20 protein-coding genes are annotated in these 14,705 nt (G+C 60.9%); 8 read left to right on the top strand and 12 right to left on the bottom strand.

The window, feature by feature from the left end; translation table 11 throughout:
• Nucleotides 1-95 precede the first annotated feature (95 nt).
• The 3 genes from Q1A51_RS12155 to Q1A51_RS12145 are packed head-to-tail and all read right to left on the bottom strand — an operon-like array spanning nt 96 to nt 2,029.
• A complete protein-coding gene (locus Q1A51_RS12155; protein WP_299605379.1) occupies nt 96-1,355 on the bottom strand; it encodes an imelysin family protein in 1,260 nt (419 codons plus the stop codon).
• Nucleotides 1,356-1,388: 33 nt separating this feature from the next.
• Nucleotides 1,389-1,859, bottom strand: a complete 471-nt coding sequence (locus Q1A51_RS12150) for a hypothetical protein (protein ID WP_299605381.1) — start codon at nt 1,857-1,859, stop codon at nt 1,389-1,391.
• On the bottom strand, nt 1,856-2,029 hold the full coding sequence (locus Q1A51_RS12145; RefSeq protein WP_299206126.1) for a hemin uptake protein HemP: 174 nt from the start codon (nt 2,027-2,029) through the stop codon (nt 1,856-1,858). The genes Q1A51_RS12150 and Q1A51_RS12145 overlap by 4 nt, the downstream gene beginning before the upstream one ends.
• A 14-nt stretch (nt 2,030-2,043) precedes the next feature.
• On the opposite strand from Q1A51_RS12145, the gene Q1A51_RS12140 reads away from it, so the two are divergent.
• On the top strand, nt 2,044-2,223 hold the full coding sequence (locus Q1A51_RS12140) for a hypothetical protein (RefSeq protein WP_299605383.1): 180 nt from the start codon (nt 2,044-2,046) through the stop codon (nt 2,221-2,223).
• Nucleotides 2,224-2,352: 129 nt separating this feature from the next.
• On the opposite strand, the gene Q1A51_RS12135 is transcribed toward Q1A51_RS12140, so the two are convergent.
• Nucleotides 2,353-3,372, bottom strand: coding sequence for a Fe(3+) ABC transporter substrate-binding protein (locus Q1A51_RS12135; RefSeq protein WP_299605385.1), 1,020 nt, complete (start codon nt 3,370-3,372; stop codon nt 2,353-2,355).
• 198 nt (nt 3,373-3,570) lie between these two features.
• Between Q1A51_RS12135 and Q1A51_RS12130 the strand changes: the two genes are divergently transcribed.
• Complete coding sequence (locus Q1A51_RS12130) at nt 3,571-3,765, top strand: hypothetical protein (RefSeq protein WP_299671348.1); 195 nt, start codon at nt 3,571-3,573, stop codon at nt 3,763-3,765.
• Nucleotides 3,758-4,243 (top strand): hypothetical protein, encoded by a 486-nt coding sequence (locus Q1A51_RS12125; protein ID WP_299605388.1) that lies wholly within the window; start codon nt 3,758-3,760, stop codon nt 4,241-4,243. The genes Q1A51_RS12130 and Q1A51_RS12125 overlap by 8 nt, the downstream gene beginning before the upstream one ends.
• A 2-nt stretch (nt 4,244-4,245) precedes the next feature.
• On the opposite strand, the gene Q1A51_RS12120 is transcribed toward Q1A51_RS12125, so the two are convergent.
• From Q1A51_RS12120 to Q1A51_RS12090, 7 genes are all read right to left on the bottom strand, one after another.
• Entirely contained in the window at nt 4,246-4,704 is a 459-nt protein-coding gene (locus Q1A51_RS12120) for an Rrf2 family transcriptional regulator (protein WP_299206136.1), read from the bottom strand.
• 11 nt (nt 4,705-4,715) lie between these two features.
• The gene (locus tag Q1A51_RS12115) at nt 4,716-5,522 is read right to left on the bottom strand and encodes a heme ABC transporter ATP-binding protein (protein WP_299605390.1); all 807 of its coding nucleotides are present in this window, start codon (nt 5,520-5,522) and stop codon (nt 4,716-4,718) included.
• Nucleotides 5,519-6,559: an iron ABC transporter permease gene (locus Q1A51_RS12110; RefSeq protein WP_299605393.1), complete on the bottom strand. Its 1,041-nt coding sequence runs from the start codon at nt 6,557-6,559 to the stop codon at nt 5,519-5,521. The genes Q1A51_RS12115 and Q1A51_RS12110 overlap by 4 nt, the downstream gene beginning before the upstream one ends.
• Nucleotides 6,560-6,582: 23 nt before the next feature.
• On the bottom strand, nt 6,583-7,437 hold the full coding sequence (locus Q1A51_RS12105; protein ID WP_299605478.1) for an ABC transporter substrate-binding protein: 855 nt from the start codon (nt 7,435-7,437) through the stop codon (nt 6,583-6,585).
• Nucleotides 7,437-8,477, bottom strand: a complete 1,041-nt coding sequence (locus tag Q1A51_RS12100) for a ChuX/HutX family heme-like substrate-binding protein (RefSeq protein ID WP_299605396.1) — start codon at nt 8,475-8,477, stop codon at nt 7,437-7,439. Before Q1A51_RS12100 ends, Q1A51_RS12105 begins: the two co-directional genes overlap by 1 nt.
• Before the next feature lie 139 nt (nt 8,478-8,616).
• Nucleotides 8,617-9,645 (bottom strand): L-idonate 5-dehydrogenase, encoded by a 1,029-nt coding sequence (locus tag Q1A51_RS12095; protein ID WP_299605399.1) that lies wholly within the window; start codon nt 9,643-9,645, stop codon nt 8,617-8,619.
• A gap of 11 nt (nt 9,646-9,656) precedes the next feature.
• Nucleotides 9,657-10,604 carry a 2-hydroxyacid dehydrogenase gene (locus Q1A51_RS12090; protein ID WP_299605400.1) on the bottom strand — a complete coding sequence of 316 codons (948 nt, stop codon included), beginning with the start codon at nt 10,602-10,604 and terminating at the stop codon, nt 9,657-9,659.
• Nucleotides 10,605-10,697: 93 nt separating this feature from the next.
• On the opposite strand from Q1A51_RS12090, the gene Q1A51_RS12085 reads away from it, so the two are divergent.
• From Q1A51_RS12085 to Q1A51_RS12065, 5 genes are read left to right on the top strand one after another with little or no spacing between them, the layout of a single operon-like run.
• Nucleotides 10,698-11,453, top strand: coding sequence for an SDR family oxidoreductase (locus tag Q1A51_RS12085; RefSeq protein WP_299605402.1), 756 nt, complete (start codon nt 10,698-10,700; stop codon nt 11,451-11,453).
• The gene (locus tag Q1A51_RS12080) at nt 11,453-11,953 is read left to right on the top strand and encodes a gluconokinase (protein WP_299605404.1); all 501 of its coding nucleotides are present in this window, start codon (nt 11,453-11,455) and stop codon (nt 11,951-11,953) included. Before Q1A51_RS12085 ends, Q1A51_RS12080 begins: the two co-directional genes overlap by 1 nt.
• Nucleotides 11,950-12,837: an NAD(P)-dependent oxidoreductase gene (locus Q1A51_RS12075; protein WP_299605407.1), complete on the top strand. Its 888-nt coding sequence runs from the start codon at nt 11,950-11,952 to the stop codon at nt 12,835-12,837. The genes Q1A51_RS12080 and Q1A51_RS12075 overlap by 4 nt, the downstream gene beginning before the upstream one ends.
• Nucleotides 12,834-13,166, top strand: coding sequence for an antibiotic biosynthesis monooxygenase (locus tag Q1A51_RS12070; protein WP_299605409.1), 333 nt, complete (start codon nt 12,834-12,836; stop codon nt 13,164-13,166). The genes Q1A51_RS12075 and Q1A51_RS12070 overlap by 4 nt, the downstream gene beginning before the upstream one ends.
• A gap of 3 nt (nt 13,167-13,169) precedes the next feature.
• Complete coding sequence (locus tag Q1A51_RS12065) at nt 13,170-14,174, top strand: LacI family DNA-binding transcriptional regulator (RefSeq protein ID WP_299605412.1); 1,005 nt, start codon at nt 13,170-13,172, stop codon at nt 14,172-14,174.
• A 69-nt stretch (nt 14,175-14,243) separates the two neighbouring features.
• Here Q1A51_RS12065 and Q1A51_RS12060 read toward each other — a convergent pair whose 3' ends face one another.
• Complete coding sequence (locus tag Q1A51_RS12060; protein ID WP_299605415.1) at nt 14,244-14,675, bottom strand: heme-binding protein; 432 nt, start codon at nt 14,673-14,675, stop codon at nt 14,244-14,246.
• Between the last annotated feature and the right edge of the window lie 30 nt (nt 14,676-14,705).

Below are 14,705 nucleotides of genomic sequence, written 5' to 3'. Positions count from 1 at the left end.
GCGGAAACATCCGGTGCGCGCGAGGGGGCCACCCGGAGGATGGCGATGTGCGCGGCGGGGTTTAGGGGAACCCCGGTGCCACGCATGGGGAACCGTTACTGGAACACAGCGTCGGGGTTGTCGAGGCTGTCCGAGCCTTCGAACTCGATCGCGTCAACGCCAAGGGCTACCACGGCCCGTTCGATAGACCGGGTTTGATCCACCAGCGCTTCAACTGCGCCCATGATCAGCGCCTCGCCCGCGTCATTGCCGCGCTCAAGCATCATGTCATAGGCAAACCCGGCTTCGGCGGCCGTTTTCATCTCTGACATTTCCAGCATCGTTGCATCCAGCTTGGCGCGCAGTTCGGTGTCGACACCCGCGTCAGTCGCAGCGACGAGCGACGACAGACTTTCGCCCGACACGATGGTGCCGTCGATGGACGTATAGCTGCCCAGATAGACGTTGCGGATGCCAAGCGCGTCGTAGAAGTGACTGTTATGCGTGTTGTCCGAGAAGCAGTCGTGCTCTTCCTCGGGGTCGTTCAACAGCACGCCAAGGCGCATTCGCTCACCGGCCTGCTCGCCGTAGCTGAGCGAGCCCATGCCGGTCAGGATGGTGCTGATGCCTGCGTTTTCGTCTGCGGTCAGTTGGGTGCGGGCATCCCCGCCGTCCTGCCATTGCGCGACCATCCATTCCAGATCTGACACCAGCAGCTCCGTTGCTGCTGTCAGATAGTCGGCGCGGCGGTCGCAGTTCCCGCCTGTGCAGGCGTCACCCGCGGCGTAGTCCGTCCAGGGGCGATTACCTGCACCTGCGTCGTGGCCGTTAAGATCCTGACCCCACAGCAGAAATTCGATGGCGTGATAGCCGGTCGCGACGTTCGATTCGACGCCGTCCGCCTCGTGCAGCGCACCTTCGAGCAGTTCAGGCGTGATGTCTGACGCGTCAACAGTCTCACCTGATAGGGTGAAGGTTGCGTTCGCCACAACATTCAATACGGCATATTCGTTTTCATCTGTCGCCCCGCCATAGGAGGCGTCGACATAGTCGATCAACCCTTCGTCCAGTGGCCAAGCGTTCACCTTGCCTTCCCAGTCATCGACGATGGCGTTGCCAAAGCGGTAAACTTCAGTCTGTTGGTAGGGCACGCGAGACGCCAGCCATGCCTCTTTCGCCGCCTGCAGGGCTTCGGCCGAAGGGTTTTCGGTGAGGTCAGTTACCGCTGCCAACAACGTTTGAGCTGTGGTCAGGCTGTCAGTGTATTTGGCAAGCGCAATATCAGCATAATTGTCTAAAACGGCGGCCTTATCCGCAAGTGCGGGGGCGGCTGCCAATAGCACTGTCCCGAGTGCAGTGGTCATTGTCAGTTTCATAGGTGGCTTTCCCTTATTTTGTTTTCTGACGGGTTAGTGCAGGCGCACCTCGTTGGGTTTGGCTGCGGGTGGTACTGGTCTGTGGATGCGTCGGATCGTGGTGCCGACTTCGCCCGCCATAAGGGCGATGTGCTCAGCGTGGGCCGGACCCGACAGCAGCGTTGCAATCAGCGCTGCGTCGTTCAGATGTCCGTCGGATGCCGTGCGGACAAGGTTTACGAAAACGCATTCGTCCGAACCAACGCAGTTGCACCCCACCTCGTGCCGGACAAGCGGTCGGGAAGCGGTGCAGATGATCTTGTTCAGCAGACCTTCAAAGGTTTGCCATGCGCGATCTGCTTCGGGCGCGGGGAACACATTACTATAATCCTGGCGCGCCTGCGATTTGCCGGCAGGCCCTTCGCACCACAGGCGCAAATTCAGGACAAGGTTGGCTTCCCATTCGTCCATGCGGTTGAGAGCGGCGACGGCCGCACCTCCACGGGCGTGATGTGCGCTGCTCATTTTGTGAGGATCAATTTGCCTGCGCGGGTGATGCGCAGATAGTAAACCTGTCCATCCAGCACGATGGACGCCTGCACACCGTCCTTGATCAGATCGCGTGCGTCATAGGTATCGATCTGCTGCGGGTCGGGCGCGGTTGTTGTGTTCGGGACCTGTGTCATCGCATTCATGATGCCCGCTCCAGATGATCAAGCATGCGCTCAAGACATTGATCATCGCCGTAGAGCCCACCAAGGGCACCCTGCAGCAGTTCCTGGCAGCACGGCTTTTCACAGCACCTGCGGGCTTTTTCGCGTCTGCTTACGTGTCGTCTCACCATGTCTCACCTCCTGTTGGGCCAGCGGCGTCCGGGCTGCCCGAATAGGGTGGCTGAGACTCATTGCAGATATGTTGATTGTTTTTGTCGGGTACGTCAATCCTGACAATTCCAGTAGGAAAAGAAAAGGCGCGGTCTTTTACCGCGCCTTCCTAATTCTTCATCGTTTGAGCGGAATTACTCCCAGCCCACCTCGTTAAAGATCTTCTGAGCGGTCGGCACGTTCTTGGCCACCTCGGTCAGGTCCACGCCATCGGGGCGGAACAGCCCAAGCGCAGCCACCGATGGGCTGAGGCCGACGCCAGGTACGGCAGGGTATTCATCGTTGCCAGCCGAGAAGTATTGCTGCGCCTGATCGCTGGCCAGATACTCCATGAACGCAATTGCGTTTTCCTTGTTCGGAGCGTTTGCCGCTACGCCGCCACCTGACAGGTTCATGTGCGCGCCTTCGGCATTCTGCGCGGGGAAGACCCAGCCGATATTGGCGCGGGCATCGGCAGGCAGACCATCGACATCTTTGCGGATGGCGCGGGCGAAGTAGTAGGTGTTTGAGATCGAGATGTCGCACTCGCCAGACACCAGACCGCGCAGCTGGTCCGTGTCGCCGCCCTGGGGCGAGCGGGCAAAGTTGTCGACCACACCCTGTGCCCAGCCTTTGGCAGCTTCTTCGCCGTGGTTCTGGATCACAGCCGACAGCAGAGTTTGGGAGTAGACGTTCGAGGACGAACGGTGACACACTTGGCCTTTATAGTCAGGGTCCGCGAGATCCACATAGGTCGCGGGCGGGTTTGCCACGTCATTCTTGTCATAAAAGATGATGCGCGCGCGCTGGCTGAAGCCGAACCACTGATTGTCGCCGTCCTGAAGGTTGGCGGGGATACGCGCTTCGAGCGTTTCGCTTTCGATCGACTGCAACACGCCTGCGTCCTTGGCGCGTTCCAGGCGCGAAGTATCTACTGTCAGTAGGATGTCGGCGGGCGAGTTGGCACCTTCGGCTTTCATCCGCTCGATGAGCTCGTCGGCCTTGCCTTCGATGCGGTTGATGGTGATGCCGGTGGCTTCGGTGAATTCTGAATACAGGCGTTCATCGGTGTCGTAGTGGCGTGATGAATACAGATTCAGTTCGCCTTCGGCCGCAGCACTTGCGGCGGTGATGGCCGCAGCAGCAAGGGTGACGAAATAGGTTCTTGCAGTCATGGAAATACTCCCTGTTCCCACAGATCTTAATCTTACAGAAACAGTCAATTACAGCAGCCCCGGCGGAAAGCAAGCCTTTCCGAGCAAAATTGTCGGAAATGGCTTGCCGAATCCTGAGTTTTTCTATCATCTTTCTAAAACCAAGCCGCGAAACCAATCGTATGCCCGGGAATTCTGTTGTGAATGGGGGCTTTGGCGATGTCACGAGATCTACCGGGGATACTGCGGCTGCTGGATTTTGCAGCCAAGTTTGCGGACGGAGTAAAGCCTGATCTGCTGCGAATGCGAACGCATCCGATGGATGTCTATTGCCATCGGGTCTTGCCTGAACGCGGGTCCGCAACTGTCGCTGACCGTGACGGCCGACCCGCCAAGGATGAGTATCATGGCTGATAGACCACACAATTGTTGCCACCTTATGTCTATGGGCGACACGTCCTTAGAAGCGTTAGATGCGGATGCCGTCGAGTACGGATTCCTGTCCGCCGCGCGGTATTTCTGTGTGTCCTTTTCTGAACCGCTTGGCGGCGCATGGGTGACGGCCATGCTTGGGGCGGACTATTTCTTTCCCGGCCCCGACAGCGCGGAAAAGATGCGCAGGGCCTTGGCGGTCGTACACGAAATGCGCACGTCCCGTCGGTCGACCTTTCGCTTTTCCAATCCCCGATGCGAAGGATGTTCCAGCATTGTCACTGAAGACGAACGGCACTTGCTGCAACTGGTGCAGCATGCGCGGGCGCACCGTGTATCCATGCTGGCCTCATCAGCTATGCTTTTGTGCGAGGGCCATGCGACCGACCGCGTGATTGCTGCCGCGCGCGGCTTTGCCGATTGTGTCGGTGCAACGACGCGCGACACGATCCGGGTGTGATCTCAGGCGTCTTCGACTTCGAACAGGGCGGGGATGGCCGGGCAGGGCACCAGTTCATTGTCGATCACATCCGCCAGCGTTGTGCGGTGCAGGAACACATAGACATGCGCACTGAGCCCTTCCCAGAGGCGGTTGGACAGAGACTGAGCCTGCGTGCCTGACGCGCCGCCCTTGGCCCCGGCACCCTGACGCAGCGCATTTACCGATTCGTCCACGGCGGCCAGTACAGCATCGATGCGGATGTCATGGGGTGCGCGGGCCAGCTTGTATCCACCGGCGGGGCCGCGTACCGAGATGACAAGCCCGTGCCGCCTAAGCTTTGCAAAGAGTTGTTCGAGATATGGCAAAGAGATGTCTTGCCGCCGGCTGATGTCGTTCATCGACACCAGTCCGGCATCTTGGTGAAAGGCGATGTCGACCAGAGCGACCAGCGCGTATCGTCCCTTTGTGCTGAGCTTCATGGCGCGTCTCCTTACTCTGCGAAACCTGCATTGCCAGATGCATCGATGCTGTGCGGCAACACGAATGGGGCCATGCCTTGCGGCGCCGTATTGACCCGCAAATCACATCCATAAGCGCGCGACAGCACCCCGTCTGTCATCACGTCGGCAGGGCGGCCTGCGGCCAGCACCTGGCCTTCGGCCATGACAAGGACCTGATCGGCGAACAGGCCCGTCAGATTCAGATCGTGCATCACGGCCACGACACCGCCACCTGCGCGCGCGAAGTTCTGGGCGATCCGCATCACTTGCAATTGATGCGCGATATCGAGGCTGGAGACCGGCTCATCCAGCATGAGCCAGTTCGGGCCACTTGCAGTAGCGGGCGCCCACGCCTGCGCCAGTACGCGGGCCAGTTGCACCCGTTGCTGTTCGCCGCCTGACAGTTCCTGATAGTAGCGGTTGGCGTAACCGGCTAGGCCCACCCGCGCCAGCGCGGCGCTCGCCCGCCCTTCGTGATCTGCTTCCGTGCCTGAGGTCAGGCCGATCTTGACCACCTCGATGGCGTGAAAGGGAAAGGCAAGGGTTGAGGTCTGGGGCAACACCCCCCGCACGGCGGCCAGTTCCCAGGGCTGTGCACGGAACACATCGATGCCGTTCAGCGTGATGGTGCCGTCATAGGGCAGGTCGCCGCACATTGCCTTGATCAGGGTCGATTTGCCGGACCCGTTTGGCCCGACGATGGCTGTCAGTGCGCCGGGCAGCGCGTCAGCGTACAGCCCGTCGATGACGGTCTTGCGTCCATAATGCACTGCGAGGTTGCGCACCGTAAGCGTCACAGGTCCACCATCCCGCGCTGTCGCAACAGGATCCAGAGAAAGACTGGCGCACCCAGTACCGCCGTGACAATGCCAATGGGCAGTTCGGCAGGTGCGATGATGACCCGCGCGATCACGTCCGCCAGCACCAGCAGCAACGCGCCCAGCAAGGCCGCGTTGATCAGGAGCGGGCGGTGGTCGGGACCCATGGCCAGCCTCAGCAGGTGGGGTACAATAATTCCGATGAACCCGATCCCGCCAGATACAGCGACGGCGGCACCGGTGGCGGCTGCCACTGTCAGGATTGCCATATTCTTGACCCGCTGCACGTTCAGTCCGATATGCGCTGCCGTTGCTTCACCGAGTGCGAGCCCGTTCAGGCCGCGACCCAAGGCACAGGCCGCCAGAACTGAGATCACGATGATCGGCCCAGCGGCCAGTGCCTTGGCCCAGCTGGCGCCACCAAGCGATCCCAACCCCCAGAACGTCAGATCCCGCAGCTGTCGGTCGTCAGAAATGTAAACGAGGATGCCTGACAAGGCCCCGGCCAAGGCGCCAAGGGCGATGCCCGCAAGTAACATCGTTGCCACAGACGTGCGCCCGCGCCGCGTCGACACCCGATAGAGCAAGAGCGTGCTGCCCCATCCGCCCAGAAAGGCAGCCACCGGGACCAGGTGATCCCCAACATTCCGCACAAGCCATGCAGGTGCAAATCCAACCAAAACAATGGCAGAGATCGCCCCCAGACCCGCACCCGCGCTGACGCCCACCAGTCCGGGGTCCGCGAGAGGATTGCGAAAAAGCCCCTGCATCACCGTGCCGCCCACGGCCAGCGCAGCCCCAACCAAAACACCAAGCGCCAGCCGCGGGGCGCGAATGTCCCAAAGCACGATGGCCTCGGTCCGTGTCAGGGCTTGCCCCCTCACCACCTTTTGCAGTGCCGGGCCCAGCGACACATCCGTCGCGCCAATCGTCAGGCTGAACAGGCCGACAACCACAAGGGTAACCGCCAACCAGACATGCATGTGCCGCGCCCGTGACACACGGCTTTTCGGCATATGATCAGCCAGTGCCAAGGGCGCTAGATCGGATACAGGGCGCGGTGCAGCGCAGTGACCGCATCCGCCGTGCGTGGGCCGAATCCCAGCAGGAACAGCCCATCCATGCGCACTACATCACGTTTTTGCGCTGCGGGTGTTGCCAACAGGGCAGGCAGCGCAAACAGCTCTTCGTCGGTCGAGGCGTGATCGCCACTGCGGTCCATCATCAGGATTGCGTCGGGGGCAGCGGCACTGACCGCTTCGTCCGACAGGGGTTTGTAGCCTTCGAATTCGGACACGGCATTGGTTGCCCCCGCCATTCGGATGATCCCGTCCGCCCCGGTGCCTGTGCCGGAGGCCATGATCCGACCCCCTTGGGTCGACAGGATGAACAGCACCCTCTTCTTCTCCGCGTTCAGGCGTGTCGCGCGATCCTGAGCCGCGTAAAGCGCGACACGGGTTTCGGCCGCGAGGGTCTGGGCCAGTTCTTGCACATCGAGGGCAGCGCCAACCGCGTTGATCTTTTCCACGATTGCGCCGGCATCATAGCCTTCCGGCACTTCGGCGAAATTCACTGCCGCGGACCGAAGAATGTCGATCACCTCGGGCGGGCCAGCGCCTTCGGCCGAGACGATGAGGGAGGGGGCGAAGGACAAGACACCTTCGGCGGACAAGCTACGCATGTAGCCTACATCCGGCAGCGCCTGCGCCTCTGCCGGGAAGGTCGAGGTGGCGTCGCGCGCGAGCAGCCGGTGCCCCTGACCAAGTGCATAAATGATCTCGGTCACGTCGCCGCCGATGGCGATGACGTCTTGCGCATCGCTGGCGGCAAGAGCGTGGGTGGGCTGTGCCGCGGCGAAGGCCAGCGACAGGGCGATGAAGTCGCGGCGGTCCATCACGTAGCCACTCCGTCCAATTCCGCGACAATGGCGCGGAAGGCCGGGCGGCTATCACGGCCTTCCTTGGGCACGCCGAAGATCTGAAAGATAAGCGCGCCGTCGGCATCGAATGCTTCAACCGATGTGGCGGTGCCGCGTTGGGTGGGTTTGTCTACGGCCCAAACCTCGGCCACGTGATCACGGCGCAGGTGAAGGTTGAAGCGCGGGTCCATCACATTCTGCCAAGGCCCCATGGGTTTGAGACTGTGTAGCGTGCCGGTGTGGATCTGGATGCAGCCGCGATTGCCGACAAAGAGCATAATCTCGGTTTCCGTGCGTTGCAGGTCGGTCAGCAGCGTGTCGACAGCGGATGGATCGAGCGACCGGGCAAAAGGTGCCCCCGCCGCACGGTAGGCGCCCAGCCGGTTCATCTTGAGCTTCGATACCAGCCGCAGGAATTGGTGCGTGTCTGTCAACCGCTGCCATTCCTTGCGCAGAATGTCGATCTTGTCCTCAGCGATCTTGGGCGCTTCGGGAGCTTGGCGTTCGGCAAACATGGCTTCGGGTGACTGGTTGTCGGAGGCCAGTGTCTTGACCAGATCGGCAAAGGCTGCGCGGTTCGAGCCGTGTTGCAGGATGATCTTGTGCACCGCGTCGCCTGCGGCATCGAACACCTGGAGGCTGCGCCGCGTGCCTGCGTCGCTGTCCCGTTCGACCAGAAAAGCATGTTGCCAGTGGCTGGGGAAGATGCGCAGGTCGATGTTTTCGGTCAGGATCATCGCGGCGTGGTGGCCGGGGTGATAGTTGTCGTAGGTCCCGATTTTCTCGTGCACGCACGAGGCGTTACGGGTGAGGGCCATGACCTCGCCCAGCTTTTGCGCCGCGTCCATCACCGTGTCAGGATGCGGGTCGATGCGGGTGACGCCACGGCTGCAATAGGCGTCGACCAGCATGCCTTCGCTTATGCCGAGGCCGTCGGCAAAGTCGCGGTCGCGGGTGTCGGGGTTGTCCGCGCGCCGGGCGCGGATCGTTTCGGCGGAAAGGTGAGGTGCAGACACGCGGCCAGATCCTGATGCTTGAAAAGGGCAGGGGGATGGCTGGGCCGGGCGGCTTGGCTGCGTTCGGTGATTTCCGATAAAAATAGTAGACTTTAAAGGCGAGGACAAGCGGCGATGCATATTGCACCGCCGGCGGTCATCAGAACGTGATGTTGACCTTGACCGCTTGCGACCGGTCACCAGCCAGTTCGAAGGCGTCGACCGCTGCGTCGATGTCGATGGCATGGGTGATGAGCGGGGTCACATCAAGCCGTCCGGTGCGCATCATTTCGACGGCTGTGAAGAACTCCGCATGGAAGCGGAAGGACCCTTTGAGCTGCAGCTCTTTGGCTGTCATCGCCTGCATCGGCAGGGTCATGTCGCCCCCGAGCCCGAGTTGCATGATGGTTGCGCCGGGGCGCATTGCCGTGACCGCCGAGGCGAGGGCAGAAGCCACGCCGGAGCATTCGAAGAGCACGTCGAAATGGCCTTTGTCTGCTTCGAATTGGCTAAGCCCGTCGGGGGTTTCGGCGACGTTGACGGTGTGATCTGCGCCCACGTCGCGCGCCTTGGACAAAGTGAAGTTGGAGATGTCTGTGGCGGCGATCTCGACCGCGCCTGCCGCCCGCGCGACCAGAACCGCTAGAAGGCCGATGGGGCCGCAGCCGGTGACAAGCACCCGTTTGCCCATCAGGTCGCCTGCCTGTTTGGCGGCGTGCAGGACGACCGACAAAGGTTCGGCCATTGCCGCCTCGCCTGCGCTCAGCTCGCCTGCCGGGGCGCATTGGGTGGCCTCGGCCACGATGTATTCGCGGAACGCGCCCTGGATGTGGGGGAAAGGCATGGCAGAGCCGTAGAACCGCATGTTGAGGCAATGATTCTGGCTGCCCTCAGCGCAGTATTTGCAGGCGCCGCAGGGGCGGGAAGGGGACACGGCGACAAGCGTGCCTGTATCCAGGTCTGTGACGTTGTCGCCTACAGCCTCGATATGTCCCGCGACTTCGTGCCCGAGGATCATCGGTTCCCGCAGTTGGATCGGACCGAAGCCGCCGTGGTTGTAGTAGTGCAGGTCCGAGCCGCAGATGCCGCCCGCGGCCATCTTGACCAGCACCTGGCCCGGGCCGGGTGTTGGCATGTCGCGGGTTTCGACCCGCAGGTCCTTGGCCGCGTGGGCAACGATGACTTTCATTGTGTGGCCTTTCACAGAACGGGGGTCAGCAGGGCGTCGCCTGCGAAATGGGCAGTCAGGTTGTCGCGCAGAAGCTGGCCCATGGCCTTGCGTGTCTCGATTGTACCTGAGGCGTGGTGTGGCTGCACCAGCACATTGTCGAGGTCCAGAAAGCGGGGGTCGAGCGCCGGTTCCTTTTCGAACACGTCGAGCGCTGCGGAGCCAAGCGCACCGGAGCGTAGAGCTTCGATCAGCGCATCCTCGTCGATGTTGGAAGCGCGCGAGATGTTGATTATCATGCCGTCGGGGCCGACCGCTTCGATGATGTCCTTGTTCACGATATGACGTGTTTTGGCTGAGGCGGCGAGGGTGACAAAGAGGAAGTCGGCGTGCTGTGCTAGCGTCAAGGGATCATTGATGAAGGTCCAGTCTGGCGCGTAGTCCTTGGCCGCGATATCGGAATAGGCGATGTCCATGCCAAAGCCCGCCAATCGCTTGCCCACCTCGAACCCGATGCGGCCAAGTCCCAAGATGCCCGCCTTGCGCCCGAAGACGCGGCGTTTTAGCGGATAGAGCCCCTTGTCGGCCCAAGAGCCATCGCGCACCCATGTCTCTGCCCCGACCATACCCCGGGATTGGCACAGCATCATGGCGACGCCGAGGTCCGCCACATCCTCGGTCAGCACGTCCGGGGTGTTGGTTACGCGGATGTTGCGCGGCTTGCAGGCGCTTAGATCGACGGCGTCATAGCCCACCCCGTAGACTGAGATCAGTTCGAGCGCGGGGCAAGCGGAAATCATGTCGGCATCGGCGCCCAGCTCGCCCCGCGTGGCGATGGCCCGTACATGTGGGCCATGTGTGGCAAGGAACGCAGGGGCGTCTGATGCCTCGAACAGACGTTTGACGTCAAAGGCTGCGTCGAGCGGGTCTTGGTCCCAGTCCGGGTAAGGGCCGACTTGGAGGACGATGGGTTTTGGCATTGCGATTCCTCGTTGACACGCGATGTTATCGGTATCATGTTATCGATAACAATTGGCGGCCGTCAATCCCGCCCCACATATTCGGAGTGTCGCATGTCAGACCTTTTCTCGCTTACGGGCCGCCGCGCCCTGATCACCGGATCATCGCAAGGCATCGGCTTTGCTTTGGCCAAAGGGCTGGCGAAGGCGGGGGCCGAGATCGTGTTGAACGGACGCGATACAGGCAAGCTGGCGACAGCGGCTGAGGCCTTGGGCGGTAAGGTGCATCAGTTGGCGTTTGACGCGACGGACCATGATGCAGTGCGCGCTGCGGTGGACGGGTTTGAGGCTGACACAGGCGCGATCGACATCCTGATCAACAACGCCGGGATGCAGCATCGGACGGAGTTGGAGAATTTTCCCGCTGACGCGTTCGAGCGGCTGCTGCAGACCAATATCGCGAGCGTTTTCCATGTGGGCCAAGCCGTGGCGCGCCACATGATCGCGCGCGGGGCGGGTAAGATCATCAATATTGCATCCGTGCAGACGGCACTCGCACGCCCGGGCATTGCCCCCTACACCGCGACGAAGGGGGCAGTTGCTAACCTGACCAAAGGGATGGCAACGGACTGGGCCAAGCATGGCTTACAGTGCAATGCCATCGCGCCCGGGTACTTTGACACGCCGTTGAACGCGGCCCTCGTGGCTGACCCTGAGTTTTCGGCGTGGCTTGAAAAGCGTACCCCGGCGGGCCGCTGGGGTCAGGTTGAAGAACTGGTGGGCGCGGCTGTCTTCCTGTCCTCGCCCGCATCAAGTTTCGTCAACGGTCACACGTTGTTCGTGGACGGCGGCATCACGGCGTCGCTCTAATGCGGTGCTACGTTCTGATGGGAGTGTCGGGCTGCGGCAAGTCGTCGGTTGGCACGGCTTTGCAGGTGCTATGCGATATGGAGTTCGTTGATGGTGATGATCTTCATCCGCAAGAAAATATCGACAAGATGGCGAAAGGTGTGCCGCTGGATGATGACGACCGCGCGCCCTGGTTGGCCGATGTGGGCCGAATGCTGGCGAGGCACGAAGGCGCCATCGCCATTGGCTGTTCAGCGCTGAAAAAGAAGTATCGTGACTGGATTCGGGCGCATGTCGACGAGCCGGTGCACTTCCTGCATCTAGACGCGCCACGCGATGTGCTGGCCCAGCGGGTCGCCCATCGGCCCGGACATTTCATGCCTGCGTCCCTACTCGATAGTCAGTTCGCGACGTTGGAACGGCTGGATCGCGATGAGTGGGGGGGAGAGATCGATATCGCGCGCCCCTTTGAGCAGGTGGTCGCGCAATCCGAGGATTACGTGAGGGGGACGATGATATGAGCGATAAGATTGCCTTGATCGGGGCGGGCGCCATGGGCGGCGCCATTGGAACAAGGTTGCTGGAGACCGGAAATTCCCTGCATGTCTTCGATCTGGATAAGGAACGGGTAGACGCACTGGTGGAGAAGGGGGCGGTTGCGGCTGCCTCTGCGACCGAGGCAGCGCGCGACGTGGACTTCGTGATCACCAGCCTAAACGCTTCGCGCATCGTGGGCCTTGCCGCCTTTGGCAAAGACGGGATTGCAGACGGGGCGAAGCCGGGCACTGTCATTATCGATATGTCCTCGATCGAACCGGATGCGACGCGTAAGTTTGCAAAGATGGCTGCAGAACGTGATCTGGCCTGGGTCGACAGCCCATTGTCTGGCGGCGCACCCAAGGCGCTCATCGGCGAGTTAACTTTGATGGCGGGGGGCGAGGCCAAGGATGTGGAACGTGCCCATGTGGCGCTGAAGCATGTGGCGTCGAACTACACTCACATGGGGCCGTCCGGTGCCGGGCAGACCACGAAGCTGATCAACCAGGTGCTGTGTGGTTTGGGCTTTATGGCCGTGGCAGAGGCCACGCAATTGGCGCTGGATGCGGGTGTGGATGCCGAAAAGATCCCGCAGGCGCTCAAGGGTGGGCGGGCAGATTCAGCTCTGTTGCAGGAGTATCTGCCCCGGTACGCCAACAAGGATTACCGCCGTACGGGCCGCATCGACAACATGGTCAAGGATTTGAACATGGTGAACGATCTGGCACGGCAAACCGGCACGTCGATGCCCATGACTGCCCTATGTGCCGAAATTCACCGGATGCTGACCGCTGCCGGACTGGGCGGAGAAGATCAGGCAGCGCTCATGGAATTCTTCCAAGGCGCAAAAGAGGAGATAGAAGTATGATCACGCGGTTTGCCCTGTTCGAAGGATCGGTGAAGCCTGGTCAGGCCGATGCCTTTCGCGCTGCCGTGCTGGAGCGGTTGGTGCCCTTGTGGAAGCAGTTTCCCGGCAATACGGATGTGCGGGTGATGTTTAGCGACGACCGGGACGAGGGCGCGCCAGAGTTTCCGTTGATCCTCGCCATTACCTATCCCGATGCCGCCGCGATGCAGGACGCGTTGGACAGTCCGTTCCGCGCGCAATCGCGGGACGTGACCGGAGAGATTGTGGCTGAGCATTTCGATGGTCGCATTCACCACCACGTCACCCAGCTAAACGAATTTCGGGCGTAAGCCATGGGTGCGCGTGTCACCATGCGGGACGTGGCGCAGGCGGTGGGAATGTCGCCCATGACCGTCAGCCGCGCCCTGCGCGACGACCGCACTGTGAACGCCAAGACGCGCGCGAAGGTGCGGCAAGTCGCAGATGATCTTGGCTATGTCTATGACAGCACAGCACAGGCCTTTCGCACGCAGAAAAGCGGGTTTGTTGCGGTTACACTTCCGTCGGTGAACAATGCAAATTTTGCCGAAACGTTCCGGGCGCTTACAAACGGGTTGGGTGAGTCCGGATTACAACTGCTTCTTGGCAGTACGAATTATCGGGTTGAACGCGAGGAAGAGTTGGTGCGCCAATTGCTGACCCGCAACCCCGAGGCTCTGGTGCTGACGGGTGGCCACCACACCGATGAAACCCGAAAGCTGGTGCAGGGCCGAGACCTGCCGGTGATTGAAATGTGGGATTTGCCGACCGATCCGTTGGGTCATGTCGTCGGATTTTCGAACAGTGATGCCATGGATCACATCGTGGAGCATCTGGCGCAAACGGGGCGGCGCAAGTTGGCCTTTGTCGGTGCGTCGGAAGGCGCGGATATGCGCGGCGCAGTGCGTCGGGCTGGTGCAGTCGAAGCTGCTCGTGCCCGTGGACTGCCCGCTGTCGCAATGATCGATGCCGGTCCTGCGCCGGTCTCTATGCGTCACGGCGCTGCCGTAATTGAAACGATGGGACGCGAAGTGGCACAATATGATGCTCTGGTCTGCGTGTCCGACCCGGTGGCATTTGGCTGTTTGAGCGCAGTGCAACGTATGGGTCTGAGCGTGCCTGATGATCTGGCAATCACGGGATTTGGCCACTTTGAGGTCGCCAAAGTGTCAAACCCGCGGATAACCACCGTGGACGTCCAGGCCGAGGATATCGGGCGACAGGTCGTGTCTTTGTTGCATGGAATATTCAATGAAGAGATCGACGCACCAGTCAGAATTGATGTCGGTTCTGCTTTGGTGGTGGGAGAGACAAGCTGACCCAGACCGTTTCGTCAAACGTTTGAACGTGAGCCTAATATGAGCCAATAATCATAGTTATGTAAATTATTAAGCTGATGTTTGGTGCGTTATCTCGGCACCAATGGCCGTAAGCGCTGCCCGTGCAACGTCCTTATCCTGCTCAGGTGTGCCCGATCCAACACCAATACCGCCGATGCATGTTCCATCAACATAGATCGGCAACCCGCCACCAAGTCGTGTAACGTCGTTGCCCGTGGCGGCCGCAATGTAAAGGCCGACCTGTTCCGGGATTGCATCGCTGGGCGCGCGGATCGAGGCGGCAGTACGTGCCTTGGTTTCGGCGCTTTTGAGGCTGAGGAATTTTGCTCCGGACATCCTGATCTGACCCAGAGCGACCCCACTGGCATCCACGATAACGATACATTGCGGTTGCCCCATTTCTTCTGCTCTCGAAACGGCGGCCTGCAGCATTGTCAGGACAGCCCGGTGTGTCAGCACCAGTGAGTTTTCGACATGCATGGCTTCCATCCTTCGATCGTGTTTGTTATC

This window comes from uncultured Tateyamaria sp., from assembly GCF_947496075.1.
Classification (GTDB): domain Bacteria; phylum Pseudomonadota; class Alphaproteobacteria; order Rhodobacterales; family Rhodobacteraceae; genus Tateyamaria.
This window is presented reverse-complemented; position numbering and strand designations above follow the sequence as displayed.